General features: G+C 65.5%; 13 protein-coding genes. 11 read left to right on the forward strand and 2 right to left on the reverse strand.

Annotation, left to right across the window (positions count from 1 at the left end; all coding sequences use genetic code 11):
- Nucleotides 1–15: 15 nt before the first annotated feature.
- Nucleotides 16–1,080: a zinc-binding dehydrogenase gene (locus ACZYZF_RS09085; protein ID WP_463835859.1), complete on the reverse strand. Its 1,065-nt coding sequence runs from the start codon at nt 1,078–1,080 to the stop codon at nt 16–18.
- A 195-nt stretch (nt 1,081–1,275) separates the two neighbouring features.
- On the opposite strand from ACZYZF_RS09085, the gene ACZYZF_RS09090 reads away from it, so the two are divergent.
- Nucleotides 1,276–1,881 (forward strand): helix-turn-helix domain-containing protein, encoded by a 606-nt coding sequence (locus tag ACZYZF_RS09090; protein WP_463835358.1) that lies wholly within the window; start codon nt 1,276–1,278, stop codon nt 1,879–1,881.
- A 101-nt stretch (nt 1,882–1,982) separates the two neighbouring features.
- On the opposite strand, the gene ACZYZF_RS09095 is transcribed toward ACZYZF_RS09090, so the two are convergent.
- Nucleotides 1,983–3,008, reverse strand: coding sequence for an NAD(P)H-dependent glycerol-3-phosphate dehydrogenase (locus ACZYZF_RS09095; protein WP_463835359.1), 1,026 nt, complete (start codon nt 3,006–3,008; stop codon nt 1,983–1,985).
- Between the two features lie 591 nt (nt 3,009–3,599).
- On the opposite strand from ACZYZF_RS09095, the gene ACZYZF_RS09100 reads away from it, so the two are divergent.
- Genes ACZYZF_RS09100 through ACZYZF_RS09145 form a run of 10 tightly spaced genes read left to right on the forward strand, consistent with a single transcriptional unit; the run spans nt 3,600 to nt 14,130 of the window.
- A complete protein-coding gene (locus ACZYZF_RS09100) occupies nt 3,600–4,469 on the forward strand; it encodes an MlaE family ABC transporter permease (RefSeq protein WP_463745182.1) in 870 nt (289 codons plus the stop codon).
- 1 nt (nt 4,470) lies between these two features.
- Nucleotides 4,471–5,328 carry an MlaE family ABC transporter permease gene (locus ACZYZF_RS09105; RefSeq protein ID WP_463745181.1) on the forward strand — a complete coding sequence of 286 codons (858 nt, stop codon included), beginning with the start codon at nt 4,471–4,473 and terminating at the stop codon, nt 5,326–5,328.
- The gene (locus ACZYZF_RS09110; protein WP_463835361.1) at nt 5,329–6,831 is read left to right on the forward strand and encodes an MlaD family protein; all 1,503 of its coding nucleotides are present in this window, start codon (nt 5,329–5,331) and stop codon (nt 6,829–6,831) included.
- The gene (locus tag ACZYZF_RS09115; protein WP_463745179.1) at nt 6,828–7,883 is read left to right on the forward strand and encodes an MCE family protein; all 1,056 of its coding nucleotides are present in this window, start codon (nt 6,828–6,830) and stop codon (nt 7,881–7,883) included. Before ACZYZF_RS09110 ends, ACZYZF_RS09115 begins: the two co-directional genes overlap by 4 nt.
- Nucleotides 7,876–8,949 (forward strand): MlaD family protein, encoded by a 1,074-nt coding sequence (locus tag ACZYZF_RS09120; protein WP_463835362.1) that lies wholly within the window; start codon nt 7,876–7,878, stop codon nt 8,947–8,949. The genes ACZYZF_RS09115 and ACZYZF_RS09120 overlap by 8 nt, the downstream gene beginning before the upstream one ends.
- Entirely contained in the window at nt 8,946–10,064 is a 1,119-nt protein-coding gene (locus tag ACZYZF_RS09125; RefSeq protein ID WP_463835363.1) for an MlaD family protein, read from the forward strand. Before ACZYZF_RS09120 ends, ACZYZF_RS09125 begins: the two co-directional genes overlap by 4 nt.
- A complete protein-coding gene (locus ACZYZF_RS09130) occupies nt 10,061–11,332 on the forward strand; it encodes an MCE family protein (protein WP_463835365.1) in 1,272 nt (423 codons plus the stop codon). Before ACZYZF_RS09125 ends, ACZYZF_RS09130 begins: the two co-directional genes overlap by 4 nt.
- The gene (locus ACZYZF_RS09135) at nt 11,329–12,579 is read left to right on the forward strand and encodes an MlaD family protein (protein WP_463745175.1); all 1,251 of its coding nucleotides are present in this window, start codon (nt 11,329–11,331) and stop codon (nt 12,577–12,579) included. The genes ACZYZF_RS09130 and ACZYZF_RS09135 overlap by 4 nt, the downstream gene beginning before the upstream one ends.
- Nucleotides 12,580–12,603: 24 nt before the next feature.
- Nucleotides 12,604–13,305 carry a DUF3329 domain-containing protein gene (locus ACZYZF_RS09140; protein ID WP_463835366.1) on the forward strand — a complete coding sequence of 234 codons (702 nt, stop codon included), beginning with the start codon at nt 12,604–12,606 and terminating at the stop codon, nt 13,303–13,305.
- Between the two features lie 9 nt (nt 13,306–13,314).
- On the forward strand, nt 13,315–14,130 hold the full coding sequence (locus ACZYZF_RS09145) for a DUF3298 domain-containing protein (RefSeq protein ID WP_463835367.1): 816 nt from the start codon (nt 13,315–13,317) through the stop codon (nt 14,128–14,130).
- The last annotated feature ends 147 nt before the right edge of the window (nt 14,131–14,277 follow it).

A 14,277-nucleotide genomic window follows, 5' to 3' on the forward strand; every position in this document is an offset into this window, starting at 1 on the left:
GGATCTCGATTCTTCTCAGGCGTTCGGGACGAGTAGTTGGCGCAGTGCGTGGCCGGCGGCCAGATCGTCGAGGGCGGCCGCGGCTTCTGCCAATGGCCGCCGAGCGGAGATCATCGAAGCCAGGTCGAGGTTGCCTGCCATGACCTCGTCGACCAGCTGGGGGATGTCCCGCTCGGGCACCGCCGAGCCGTAATTGGAGCCAAGGATCCGTTGGTCGGCCTCGGCCAGCGCGAGCGGATCGAAGGTGGCGCGTTCGCCGGCCGGCGGCAGGCCGACGATGACGGCGGCCCCGCCGAGGCCCAGCGCGGCGATGGCCTGCTCGGTGGTGGCGATCTTGCCGATGGCGTCGAAGATGTAGTCGTATCCGTCGGGCAGCACCTCACGCAGGGCGGCCGCGACGTCCTCGACCGCCGAGGCGTCGACGGTGTCGGTGGCCCCGAGGGTGCGGGCCAGGTCGAGTTTTTCGGCGACGACGTCGACGGCCACGATGCGGTCTGCGCCGGCCAGCCGGGCGCCCTGCACACAGGCCAGGCCGACCCCGCCGCAGCCGATCACCGCGACGGTCGAACCCGGCTCCACCCCGGCGGTGTTGCGGACGGCGCCGACACCCGTGGCGATGGCGCAGCCGACGATGGCGATGTCCTGCAGCGGGGCGTCCTTGCGGACCTTGACGGCGCCGCTGCGCGGAACCACGACCTGCTCGGCGTAGGAGGACACCCCGAGGTAGTGGTGGATCTGGCCGCGTTCGTTGGACAGCCGGGTGGTTCCGTCGTACAGGGTGCCTCCGGTGGCCACGACCGACGCCACCAGCGCGCACTGGGCCGGTCGGCCGGCCTGGCAAGCGCGGCATTCGCCGCAACCGGGTACCCAGCTGAGCACCACATGATCGCCGGGCTCGAGGTCGTCGACGCCGGGTCCGATCGCCGTGACCACGCCGGACCCTTCGTGTCCCAGCACCACAGGCGCCGGGACATCCCAGGCCCCGGTAGTGACGTGCAGGTCGGAGTGGCAAACGCCGGCGGCGGCGATCTTCACCTGCACCTCGCCGGGCCCCGGGGTGGCGAGGTCGACGTCTTCCATGCTGATGGTTCCGTTGCCGTCGAGGACGGCGGCCTGAATCCGCGTCGATTCGCCGTTGGGTTCGGTTGCAGGTGCAGACACCGCGTACCTTTCTGCGCTTCGGGGGGCACCGCCACATGTAGGGTTCAATGCCATAAAACGATGAACGTGTTTTACACCACTAAACAAGTGGGCGTCAACAAAGGGGGAGCTTCAGTGGCGGACGGTCGGCAGGCCGGTACGGAAACCGGCATGGGGCGGGCCGGGGCACGGCTGCGTGAGGTTCGCGGTCAGCGCGGTCTCAGCCTGACCGAAGTGGCCGCCCGGGCCGAGGTGACCAAGGGTTTCCTGAGCCTGGCCGAGCGGGGGATGACCAATGTGTCGGTCCCGGTGTTGATGCGAATCTGCGAGGCCCTGGGAATCGGCATCGGCGACCTGTTCGAGTACCCCTCGGCGCCGGTGGTGCGCAGTGGGGCCGGGGCGCCGCTGGAGATGGGCGGACTCGGCGTCCGGGAGGAGCTGCTGACCCCGAGGTCCGAACACCATGTGCAGGTGATGCACACCGTGATGCGGCCGGGCGGTGGTTCCGGCGGGGCCTACCGGCTTGAAGCCGCAACAGTTTTCGTCTACGTGCTCAAGGGTGAGCTCAGCATCACCGTGGAGGGACACACCACATTGCTGGACACCGGTGACAGCATGACCTTCGGCGCGACCCAGCTGCATGACTGGCACAACCCGACCGACGGGGACGCCGAGGTGCTCTGGACCATCGCCCCGCCGGTCGGGGCCGAGGACTTCCGCGCCGCGGTTCGCGGTGAGTGAGCGCTGCTCGGTTCCGCGAAAGTGACGTGAGGGTCGCTGTCACCGCGGCGTAGCGACCCTGGCGTCACTCTCGGCGCACAGCGCGATCAGAACGGCAACCGTCAGAACCCCGAGCCGTGCACCTCGTGGCCGGGTTTCTCGATCATCAGTCCGTTGTAGGCGTCCTGGACCTTCGCGCCGTGGTTGATCACCGCGTCGACCTCGCGGGCGATCGGCATGCTGAGCCCGTATTTGTCGGCGAACTCCATGATCACGCTGGCGGCCTTCACTCCTTCGGCCACCTGATTCATCGATGCGATGATCTCGTCGATCGTCTTGCCCGCGCCGAGTTGCTCGCCGACATGGCGGTTGCGGCTGCGCTGGCTCGTACAGGTGACGATGAGGTCGCCCATGCCGGCCAGGCCCGCGAAGGTGTCGCGGTGCCCGCCGATGGCTTCGCCGAGTTTGGACATCTCCCGCACCGCGCGGGCCATCACCATGGCGCGGGTGTTCTCGCCGATGCCCAGTGAGTAGCCCATGCCGACGGCGATGGCGTACACGTTCTTGAGTGCCCCGGCCATCTCCACGCCGACCACGTCGTCGGTGGTGTAGGTACGAAAACGTTTGGTGCGGAACAACTGTGACAGGTTGGCAGCCAGATGCTGGTCGGGCATGGCCAGCACAGCCGCGGCGGCATAGCCTTCGGCGACCTCGTGGGCGATGTTCGGCCCGGCCAGAATGCCCGCCGGGTGCCCGGGCAGGACCTCGTCGACGATCTCGCTCATCCGCTTGTTGGTGCCCTGTTCCAGGCCCTTGACCAGGGAGACCACCGGAACCCACGGGCGCAGTTCACGGGCCAGTTCGGTGAGTACCCCGCGGAAGCCGTGTGACGGCACGCCCATCACGATCACGTCGGCGCAGTTGGCTGCCTCGTTGAAATCGTTGGTGGCCTTGAGACTTTCGGGTAGCGCGACCTCGTCGCCCAGGTAGCGCGAGTTGCGGTGGTTGTCGTTGATGTCCTTGGCGGTCTCCTCCGAGCGCACCCATTGCAGCGTCGACCCGCGCCGGGCGCAGATGGAGGCGACGGTGGTGCCCCAGGATCCTCCGCCGAGGACGACGACGTTGGGTTCGCGTTGCGCTGGTGCCATGGCGATCAGAGTATTGCCGAGACGCGGTTGCTGAGCGAAAGTTGTCGAACTGGGTCGATCGTCGCGGGCCCGATTTGTCCCGAAACCCGACTGACATCGTCTGTAGTCAGTAGACTTCGGCGCAGCGGCGCGCCAGGTACCGGGCGAAACATGATCGGGCAAATCTGGCAACTTCTTCCGCGGTTCTGGCACGATCCGCAAAGTTAACGCGCATGCGGGGTGCGGATTCCGTGGTGAGTTCGGCCGCAGGGCCCGAATCCCGGATCGATCCGACTCCGCGCCTTACGTCGGCGTCAATACGCATGGCGTTGGCTGCGGCCTGAATGCACTGCATTTACACGTGATACGAGAAGTGACACGTCCCTCACCCGTGCGCCGGAGCGGAACCGGCGGTGCGCCGACGACGACGACGGATTTGCCGGAAATTGATGAGCCAACCTCCATAAGTGAATGATAATTCGGCAAAACATTGACGGGGGATGAGCGCCGACGCTACGGTGCCAACCACTGTGAGTTATCCGGCCGGCGGTGGCCATCTCTCGGTCTGGGGAGGTATTGATCTGTGTTCATTCTTCTGCTTAATGAGAGAGGATGACGGCGCCGCCTGAGAGCGTGGCTGATGGGGTCGAGCCGCAACGGGGAATCGACGCCATCGAGAACTGGGCCACCGGTTATGCCCGGCGTCATCCGATGGCGTCGCTCGCCACGGTCGGGGACCAGTTCGTGCTCGGCGTGCGCACCGTCCAGATCCTGTTCCTCGACCTTGTGACGGGCCGCTTTCAATGGCAGGAGTTCGTTCGCCAGGGTGCCTTCATGGCGGGAACCGCGGTGCTCCCCACCGTGCTGGTGGCCCTGCCGATCGGCGTCACCCTCTCGATTCAGTTCGCCCTGCTGGCCGGGCAGGTCGGTGCGACGTCACTGGCCGGCGCGGCCAGTGGACTGGCCGTGATTCGGCAGGCCGCATCGCTGGTCGCGGCCGTTCTCATGGCCGCCGCGGTGGGGTCGGCGATCACCGCCGACCTGGGTTCGCGGACCATGCGTGAGGAAACCGATGCCATGGAGGTCATGGGCGTCTCGGTGATTCAGCGCCTGGTCGTGCCACGCTTCGTCGCGGCGATCATGATCGGCGTCGCGCTCACCGGGGTGGTGTGCTTCGTCGGCTTCCTGGCCAGCTTCCTGTTCAACGTCTACTTCCAGAACGGCGCCCCCGGCAGTTTCGTGGCTACCTTCGCCTCGTTCGCCACCACCGGCGACATGGTCGTGGCTCTGCTGAAGGCGGTGATCTTCGGCGCCATCGTGGCCGTGGTGTCGTGTCAGAAGGGGCTGTCCACCAAAGGCGGCCCGACCGGCGTCGCGAACTCCGTGAACGCGGCGGTGGTGGAATCGATTCTGTTGCTGATGGTGGTCAATGTGGCGATCAGCCAGCTCTACATCATGTTGTTCCCCCGGGTCGGGCTGTGACATGACTGCCTCGACTTTCGTCCCACCGTTGCTCAGCCCGTTTGTGCGGCTGTACAAACGGGCGTCGGCGCCGCTGATGCGTTTGGGCCACATGATGGTGTTCTTCGTCCGGGCTCTGACGGCAGTGCCCATCGCGTTGCGTCATTACCGCGGAGAATTCGTCCGGCTACTCTCCGATATCGCCTGGGGCAACGGCTCACTCGTGGTCGGCGGCGGAACCGTCGGCGTGGCGGTGGTACTGGGCATCACGGTGGGTGCACTCGTCGGCATCGAGGGATACAACTTCCTCGATCTGCTCGGGCTCGGCCCGGCCACCGGCATCATCTCCTCGCTGGTGAATACCCGCGAGTTGGCGCCGATCGCCGCCTCGCTGGCCTTCGCGACCCAGGCCGGCTGCCGGTTCACCGCACAGTTGGGGTCGATGCGGATCGCCGAGGAAATCGACGCGCTCGATTCCATTGCGATCCGGCCGATCCCGTACCTGGTCACCACCCGGCTGATGGCCGCGGTGGTCGCGGTGATCCCGCTCTACGCCCTCTGCCTGGCGGTCAGTTACCTGACCACCCAGGTGGTCGTGTACCTGATCAGCGGTGGCTCCAGCGGGTCCTATCTGCATTACTTCAGCCTCATGCTGTCCGGCCAGGACATCCTCTACTCGGTGCTCAAGGCGGTCATCTTCGTGTGGATCGCCTCGACCGTGCAGTGCTACTACGGGTTCTACGCCTCGGGCGGGCCGGTGGGCGTCGGCGTGGCCGCCGGCCATGCCATGCGGGCCAGCATCACCGTGGTGATCATCGTCAACATGTTGCTCACCATGGCGCTGTGGACGGTCGATTCGGGAGCGAGGTTCGGCGGCTAGATGGGAAACTCGCTGGAAACCGACGGGCGTGGGCCGTCCGACCAACAGCTGCTCGGCTGTGGTGCCGCGGTTCTCGTTGTCGCAGCACTGATTTCGACGTTTCTTCTGGTGAAGGCCACCGGAAAGCTGGACGATCGGGTGCCAGTGGTGGCCGCGTTGGTCAACGTCGGCGACGGTCTGCCGCAGCGCTCGGATGTGAAGTATCACGGGGTCCTCGTCGGGATGGTCGACGATGTCACCCCGGCCGCCAACGGTGATCCGAACTTCGTCCATATCGATCTCAAACCCGAATACGCCGGCTCCATCCCGAACACGGTGACCGCGCGCGTCGTGCCCAGCAACGTCTTCGCGGTGTCGTCGGTGCAACTGGTAGACGCCGGCGGGCCGGCAAGCTCGCCGATCGCCGCCGGCGCCCGGATCCCCGAGGACACCGAACTTCCCACGGTGTTGTTCCAGACCACGATCAGCAAGCTGCGTGACGTACTGGCGGCGACGGGGCGCGGGCGTGAGGACAAGACGGTGGGCATCCTGGCCGCCGTGAACGCTGCGACCGAGAATCGCCGTCACGAATTGCTCACCAGCGGAGCGCAATTGAACCGGCTGGTCGATCAGCTGGATTCGGTGGTGGCCTCCGAACCCGGCCCGACGACCGTCTCCGCATTGATCGACGCCACCCAGGGGTTGCAGCAGACCGCGCCCGACCTGCTCGACGCCCTGCACAAAGCCGTGCAGCCGATGCAGACTTTGGTCGAGCAACGCTCACAGCTGAACACGATGATCAACGGCGGAATCAACACGGTCGGTACCACCCACACCGCGTTGGACAATCACACCGACGAACTGGTCAAGACCACGTCGAATCTGACGCCGGTCCTGGGGGTGCTGGCTGACACGTCCAACAACTGGGTTCCGGCTTTCGTGAAGCTCAATCAGCTGTCGGGCAAGTTCTTCGAGCACGTCTGGATGCCAGGAAACGACATCGGCAACATGCGGGTGAACCTGTCGTTGACGCCGAGCTACGCCTACACCCGTGCCGACTGCCCGCAGTACTCCGGGCTCAAGGGGCCCAGCTGTTTCACCGCCCCGCTGGTGCCGACCAGGGCGTCACTGCCGGATGTGTTGCTGCCGGAGAACTTTCAACCGCCTGCCGATCTCATGCCACCCGCCGGGACCGTCCTGGGCCCCAACGGGAACCTCGTCGCGGTCGGCCCGCCGTTGGTGAACCCGAACCCCGACCTGTCCGACCCGAATCCGCCGCTACCCCCGTGGATGCCGGCGGCCGGGCCGGTGCCGGGGACGGCGAATCCCGCCCTGATGCCGACGCCGCCCCCGCCGGTGCCGCTGTCGCCGGTCGCGCCCGTGGCACCGCGGCCGCCCGGTTCACCGCCGGCTGCATCGGTGCCCGGGTCGGCGCCCGCACCCGGCGCGGCGGCACCGGCAGCGGACGCTCCGCTACTACCGGCTGAGGCGCCGCAACCAGTTTCAGGAGAGGGAGGCCGATGAAGTACCGCGGTGCAATGATCGGCCTGTCGCTGTTCATGGTGGTCGCGCTGGGCCTGACCTGGTTGGTCTATGTCACGCTGCGTCGTGATGTGGCCGGCAAGACCGTGCCGTATGCGGCGTTGTTCTCCGATGTGTTCGGCCTGCGTGAGGGCGACGACGTCCGGATGGCCGGGGTACGGGTCGGGCGGGTCGAGAAGATCGAACTACAGGGCGCACTGGCCAAGGTGTCGTTCGTGGTGCAGGACAACCAGCCGATGTTCGGCCGGACCTCCGCCTCGGTCACCTACCAGAACATCGTCGGTCAGCGTTATCTCGGTCTGTCGCTGGGCAATATCGGCGACTCGGGCCCGCTTCCGGCCGGCAGCGTCATCCCCGTCGAGCAGACCGATCCGTCGTTCGATGTCGGGACATTGCTCAACGGCTACGAGCCCCTGTTCAGCGTCCTCAACCCGCGCGACGCAGACAATCTGACCAAAGGGGTGATCGCCTCGCTGCAGGGCGACAACGCCTCGATCGTCGGGCTTGTCGACCAGACCGCGCAACTGACCGATTCCTTCGCCGGCCGGGATCAGGAACTCGGAGAGGTGATCAACAATCTCAATGCGGTGGCCAAGAACCTCGCCCAGCACAACGACAGTCTCGACGAGGTGATCACCCAGACCAAGGGCATGGTCGCCACGTTCGATGCCCGCCGGCCCGAGATGGTGGACTCGCTGGGTTCGATCTCCAAGGTGGTGCAGCAGTTGTCGACCATCAGCGACGAGGTGTACCCGCCGCTGAACGAGCTCGTGACCCGCCAGCCCGGGTTCGCCGCGCACATGGTGGGCATCGAACCGCAACTCGCGTTCGCCGGTGCCAATCTGCCCTTGCTGCTCAAGGGATTCGCCCGGATGACCAACGAGGGCGCCTACGCCACCACCTATGCGTGCGACCTGAACGCAACCGGATTCTTCCCAGGCCTCAACGACGTCACACCGATCATCGTCGACGCGGCGACTCCTGGGAACAAGGCGGCATACACCCCCAAATGCAGGAACATGGCCAATGGTTGAGCAACTGACGAAGGCGAACACACCGGCGGCACCCAAGCCGCCGAAGAAACGGCGTCGCCCGCTGGAGAGCTACAACCGGACGTGGCTCGGGATCGCCGCGATCGCTGTGGTGACCGTGCTGATCGGGGCGATGCTGATCGTGAAGGTCGCCGATGTCGGCTACCGGCAGTACACCGCGCGGTTCCAGCAGGCCGCTGCGCTCAAGGCGGGCAACCCCATCACCGTTGCCGGCATGCCGGTGGGTGAGGTGAAGAGCATGAAGCTGGCCGGCGACCATGTCGAGGCCAAACTCAAGGTGCGCGACGATGTTCCGCTCGGGAAGGACTCCCGGGCGGTCATCAAGATCACCACCATCTTGGGGTCGCGTTATCTGGCTCTGCAGCCTGCCGGCTCGGGTTCCCTGCCCGGCAACACCTTTGACCTCACCCACACCGAGGTGCCCTACGACCTGCAGGAGGCGCTGGGGGACGTCACCACCACCTTCGAGCAGGTCGATTCCGACAAGTTCGCCGAGACGCTGAGCATCCTCGGTAAGCAGATGTCGGGTCTGCCGGCGGTGGTGCCGCGGGCGCTGCAGAACACGCATACCCTCGCGACCATCATCGCCGATCGGCGTGACCAACTGGGATCTCTGCTGGAGACCACCGATGTGGTTGGCAACACCCTGCGTCGCCAGCAGTCCACGATCGGCAACCTGGTCAACCAGGGCAACGACCTCGTCGGTGAGTTCGTCATGCGCAGGGCGTCCTTCCAGGCCATGATGGCGTCGCTGACCAACCTGGTCCAGACGCTGAGCGATATCGCGATCGACGACCGGCCGCAGCTCGAGCAACTGCTCACGAATCTGCGTGAACTGTCGGACATGTTGGGCAAGCACGACGATCTGCTGCGCAGCGTCCTGCAGTCGGGTCCGGTAGCCCTGCGCGGGCTCGCCAACGCCACCGGCAACGGCAACGCGGGGGAAATGCACGTCGGCAACGGGCTGCTGATCGACTCGTGGATGTGCGCGATCAGTGGTCGCGCCAAGCAGTTCAGCATGATCCAGTACTACAAGGACTGCAAATGAGGTTGTTCAGGAGCAAGATCCTCGCGCTGTGTGTCGTCGGCGCGCTGACGCTCGCCGCGGTGGCCGGAGTCGGCTGGTGGTTCCTGAAGGGGAGGACCGACGCCATTACCGTGACGGCCCAATTCGACAGCGCTGCCGGTCTTTACGAGGGAAACACCGTGGCGGTGCTGGGTATGCAGGTGGGCCGCGTCACCAAGATCACGCCCAAGGGAAATTACGTCGAGGTCGAGTTCACGGTGGACAAGGACGTCTCGGTGCCGGCCGACGCGCAGGCGGTGACCATCTCCAATTCGATCCTCACCGACCGTCAGATCGAGCTGACCCCGGCCTACCACGGCGGTCCGACCCTGCAGAATCACGACACCATCGGATTGAACCGCACCAAGACCCCGGTCGAGTTCGCCCGCGTGCTCGACGTTTTGGACAAGTTGTCGTCCTCGTTGAAGGGCGACGGCAAGGGCGGCGGCCCGGTCGGCGATGTCGTCAACGCTGCTGCCGCAGTCGCCGATGGCAACGGTCAGCAGATGAAGGACGCCCTCGGTGAGCTGTCAGACGCGTTGCGGCTCAGTGCCGATCGGGGAGCGGTGACCCGGGATCAGCTCACCACGATCGTGCGCAACCTCAGTTCATTGTTCGAGGCCGCCTCCCGTAACGACGCCACGCTGCGGGAATTCGGATCGACGGTACGTCAGCTCAGCCAGATCCTGTCCGACGAGAACTTCGGCAGCGGCACCACCGGCAGGAAGATCAATCAGGTGATCACCCAGGTGGGCGAGGTGCTTCAGGCCCACCGTGACGAGGTGAAACAGATTGTCCTCAACGGCAATACCGCGCTGACCACGGCGGTGGATCAGCGGCGGGATCTCGCCGAGTTCCTGGACCTGACCCCGCTGACGCTGGACAACATCTACAACATCGTCGACCAGAAGAATGGCTCGGCGCGAGCGCACGTACTGGTGGACAAGGTGCTGTTCGATTCGCAGACCGTCAAGGAAGTTTGCAACATGATGGGCCTGCGTCAGCTCGGCTGCAGCACCGGCACGGTGCAGGATTTCGGCCCGGACTTCGGGCTGTCCTACATGCTCGACGGCATGGCGGCGATGGGGCAGAAATGATCAAACCGGTGCGTAAATACGTTCTGCCCGTGGTGATGACGGCATGTCTGACCATTTCGGGATGTGCCTCCGAAGGCTTGGCCAGCTTGCCGCTGCCGGCGCCCGGAGTCGGTTCGGGCGGCTACAAGTTGACCGCGATCTTCGCCAACGCCTTGAACCTGCCGGCCAACGCCAAGGTCAAGTTGGCCGGTGCCGATGTGGGTGAGCTCGAGTCGATGGTGGCCAGCAATTACACCGCGGTCACCACCCTGCGCATCATGGACGGCGTTCGGCTGCCTCACGGCACCACGGCCGAATTGCGTTCGGCGACACCGCTGGGCGATGTCTTCGTGTCGGTACGGCCCCCGAGCCCGGTCGACCCGAACGCCCCGCTGCTCAAAGACGGCGACGTTATCGACCTGGATTCCACGCGGGCGGCCGCGACGGTGGAATCACTCCTGGGATCGGCGGCGATCCTGGTCAACGGCGGCGCGGTGCGTAACTTCACCAACATCATCAACGGCATGGGTAAGGCCACCGGCGATCAGGGGCAGGCGTTCGGCAATCTGATCGCCAAGACGAACCACACGTTGGGCACCCTCAACGGACGGTCCGACCAGCTCTCGACCGCGATGACCGAGACGTCCCGGCTGCTGAAGCAGATCGAGGACAAGAACCAGACCGTCAGTGAGTTGATGGATGCTGCCGGGCCGGCCACCGACACCCTGGCCGAACACACCACTCAGATCGCCGACCTGATCACCCAGATCGGCGACACGTCGGCACAATTACGCAAGTTCCCGTCGGTCGCGGGCACCGACACCAGCGGACGCAGCGTGATCGCCGATGCCAACAAGGTGGCCGGTGCCTGGAACGACGTGGCGCTGTCCCCGGACGCCTCGCTGTATGCGCTGAACCGGATGATGCCGCCATTGGTGAAAGCGACTTCCGGCAGTGGCCTTTCGGTGCGCGCCAGTATCGACCGCCTCATCCTGGGTTCGATTCCCGATATCGGGTTCGCCGGTGATTCGGGGTTGCACGGCCCCAAGCGCTACAACTGGCATCAGCTGGTCGGCTCCTTGCAGTACACGTTGTTGCGGCTGCAGGAGCGCGTCGTCGGGCGCGGTCCGTCGGTGCCGCAGATGCCGGTGATTCCCAGCCCGACAGAGCCCGGCGTGATTGTGCCGGCTCCCGAAGCCCCTCCGGAGGCGCCCGCGGTGGCACCGCCTCCTGAGGCCCCTCCGGCCGAGACCCCGGCCGGGGTGCCGCCTGCGGAGGTGCCGCGATGATCAACGCACTCGCGGATCTCCTCGTCGGAGTGGTGCGGGCCGTGTACCGGCGCCGCGCCTGGCTTTCGGCTGGAGCGCTCGTGATGACCCTGGTAGTCGCCGGTGCCTACCTGATGATCGGGGCGCTGCGGGTCACACCCTTCGACTCCAGTTACCGCATCACCATCGAGTTGCCGGAATCGGCGGGCCTGCTACCCAATCAGGATGTGACGCTGCGCGGTGTGCGCGTCGGGCGGGTGGAACGGCTCAACATCACGCCCAGCGGGGTCAGTGCCGTCGTCAACGTGAACTCGGCGGTATCCATCCCGAAGTCCAGCGATGTGCGGGTGTCCGGGCTGTCCCCGGCCGGCGAGCAGTACATCGACTTCGCGGCGAATACGGCAGACGGACCGTTTCTCACCGACGGCAGTGTGATCGGTTTGGGCAAGGCCACGGTGCCGGTCAGCCTGGCCCAGCTGCTCGCCGACGCCGACGGTGCGCTGGCCCAGGTCGACCCCGAGAAACTCAAGGTGATCCGCAAGGAACTGAGCATGTCCCAGGCTGGTCCGGGCAAGCTGGCCGACGTCATCGACGGCGGCACATTCCTGCTGTCGACACTGGATTCGGTGCTGCCCGAGACGGTGAGCGTGCTGCGTAACAGCCGCGTGGTGTTCAACCTGATGTCCGAGAAGAATGCCGGCATCGCAGTGGCGTCGGACAATCTCGACTCGACGTTTGTCGGAATCAACAAGATGCGTGACGGCTTCCGCCGGCTCACGGATCAGACCCCGGGAGCGTTGAACTCGGTCGACAACCTGTTCACCGACAACTCCGACACCATGGTGCAGCTGCTCGGAAGCCTCGCCAGCACTTCGCAATTGCTGTATCTGCGGGTGCCGGCGTTGAACGCACTGTTCCCGAACTACCGCACCTCGGTACTCGACGCACTGGGCAGCGTCATGCATGACAACGGGCTGTGGGCGACCGCTGACATCTACCCGCGCTACAGCTGTGACTACGGAACACCTCGCCGGCCACCGGCGTCGGCGGACTATCCCGAGCCCTACATGTACACCTACTGCCGCGACGATCATCCCGGCGTCCTGGTCCGTGGCGCCAAGAATGCGCCACGTCCGGCCGGCGATGACACGGCAGGCCCGCCACCCGGGGCCGACCTCGGACGCACCACCGATCCGACACCCCGGGGTCGCTACACCATTCCGACGCCCTACGGTGGTCCGACTCTCCCGATCGAACCGCCCCGCTGAACCACCCAACCTCACCTGAAGGAGATGACGGTGACTGTGACGACTGACAAGAAGACCGACGACGATCAGACCGAAACCGTCGACGACGCAATCGGTATCGAAGAAACGGCCGAGTCGGATGCTGACGCCAACGATGAAGCCGAGGACGTCGACAAGGACGAAGCCGAGGACGTCGACAAAGACGAAGCCGAGGACGACGCCGAAGAGGTGGCAGAGTCCGAGCCTGAGTCGAAGGACACGTCGCGAGGTTGGCTTCGCCCGGTGCTCGCCGGCGCGGTGGCCGTCGTCTTCGTTGCCTCCCTGGCACTTTCCGGTTTCCTCGGCTGGCAGCTGTTGAAGACCCAACAGGTGGCGCGCGCCGGCCAGCAGGCACAGGACGCCGCGGTGGCCTACGCCCAGATCTTGACGAGCATCGACTCCGCCAAGGTCGACGAGAACTTCAACCAGGTGCTGGCCGGCGCGACCGGCGAGTTCAAGGACATGTATTCGCAGTCGAGTGTCCAGCTGCGCCAGCTGCTCATCGACAACAAGGCCACGGCACACGGCGTGGTCGTGCAGTCGGCGGTGCAATCGGCGAGCAAGGACCAGGTCGTGGTGCTGTTGTTCGTCGATCAATCGGTGGCCAACAGCACCGTGCCCGATCCGCGGATCGACCGCAGCCGCATCAAGATGACGATGGACAAGGTCGACGGACAGTGGCGTGCAAGCAAAGTGGAACTCCCCTGAGGAATTGACATGTTGCACATCGGAAAGCTGATCGGCGCGGTGGCGCTGGCGGCAGGTTCTGTGGTAGTGGCCGGCACGACCGCTCCGTCTGCCGCGGCATCGGCGGCAACTTTCTGCGACGAACTGGCCGGACAGTGGGATGGCCAGTTCTGCCATACGTCGGTGACCTCGGACCGAAAAGCGGTTCGTGACATCAAGATGGCGCTGCCCGGCGATCTGGTGGAAAACCCCGTCATCCGGCAGTACCTGACCAACCTGATGAACAACTGGCGTAACGCCGCTCAGAAGATGGCCGCCGACAGCTTCGGCGAGGAGCAGTTCGAGATTTTCCAGCATGGCGACGCGACGACGGCCGTCTTCCACGAGATGTACTCCGGGACGGTCGGTACCGATGCGCTGTCACATCCGAACGCCCCCATCGTCAGCGACGCGTACCGCACCTTCACGTTCGCCGGTGGGCGGCAGGTGCAGCTGGCTGACCTGTTCAAACCGGGCGTCGACCACCGAGCCGAGATCCCGCGCCTGGGTGAGCCGTTCATCGTCGCCGCGCTCGATGCCGCACCGCCGCCGCACCAGCCCGGTACCTATCCCTTCACCGCGGACCGTTGGACCCCGGACAACGTGTATTCGGGCGGGTACAAGGCCTGGGCGCTGACCCCGGACGAGCTCATCCTCTACATGCCGGATTACCCGGTAGGACGCGACAGCCCGATCGATTTCACCCCGGCCAGGATGCAGTGGGCGATGGACGGCGGCACGGTGCAGGCGCACATTCCGCTCTCCGCGCTCGCCCCGGTGCTGCAGCCGCAGTTCGGCGGGGCTTGAGCCTGAGCCTGAGCCGGCGCCCAGTGTGAAGAAGATTGCGAGATTTTCGAGGAATCTCGCAATCTTCTTCACATTGGGTGTATTCGATTCTTCGCGAGGCTAAAGGGTTACCGGCTTCGGCTTCATTGCCACCATGAGGCCATGCGC

Source organism: Mycobacterium sp. IDUB_24 (genome assembly GCF_055419385.1).

Bases quoted from the DNA above. Each gene is read 5' to 3' on its own strand.
- ACZYZF_RS09110 (WP_463835361.1), top strand. From the start codon at position 5,329: ATGGGAAACTCGCTGGAAACCGACGGGCGTGGGCCGTCCGACCAACAG.
- ACZYZF_RS09085 (WP_463835859.1), bottom strand. From the start codon at position 1,080: ATGGAAGACGTCGACCTCGCCACCCCGGGGCCCGGCGAGGTGCAGGTG.
- ACZYZF_RS09105 (WP_463745181.1), top strand. From the start codon at position 4,471: ATGACTGCCTCGACTTTCGTCCCACCGTTGCTCAGCCCGTTTGTGCGG.
- ACZYZF_RS09115 (WP_463745179.1), top strand. From the start codon at position 6,828: ATGAAGTACCGCGGTGCAATGATCGGCCTGTCGCTGTTCATGGTGGTC.
- ACZYZF_RS09100 (WP_463745182.1), top strand. From the start codon at position 3,600: ATGACGGCGCCGCCTGAGAGCGTGGCTGATGGGGTCGAGCCGCAACGG.
- ACZYZF_RS09145 (WP_463835367.1), top strand. From the start codon at position 13,315: ATGTTGCACATCGGAAAGCTGATCGGCGCGGTGGCGCTGGCGGCAGGT.
- ACZYZF_RS09140 (WP_463835366.1), top strand. From the start codon at position 12,604: ATGACGGTGACTGTGACGACTGACAAGAAGACCGACGACGATCAGACC.
- ACZYZF_RS09135 (WP_463745175.1), top strand. From the start codon at position 11,329: ATGATCAACGCACTCGCGGATCTCCTCGTCGGAGTGGTGCGGGCCGTG.
- ACZYZF_RS09120 (WP_463835362.1), top strand. From the start codon at position 7,876: ATGGTTGAGCAACTGACGAAGGCGAACACACCGGCGGCACCCAAGCCG.
- ACZYZF_RS09130 (WP_463835365.1), top strand. From the start codon at position 10,061: ATGATCAAACCGGTGCGTAAATACGTTCTGCCCGTGGTGATGACGGCA.
- ACZYZF_RS09125 (WP_463835363.1), top strand. From the start codon at position 8,946: ATGAGGTTGTTCAGGAGCAAGATCCTCGCGCTGTGTGTCGTCGGCGCG.
- ACZYZF_RS09095 (WP_463835359.1), bottom strand. From the start codon at position 3,008: ATGGCACCAGCGCAACGCGAACCCAACGTCGTCGTCCTCGGCGGAGGA.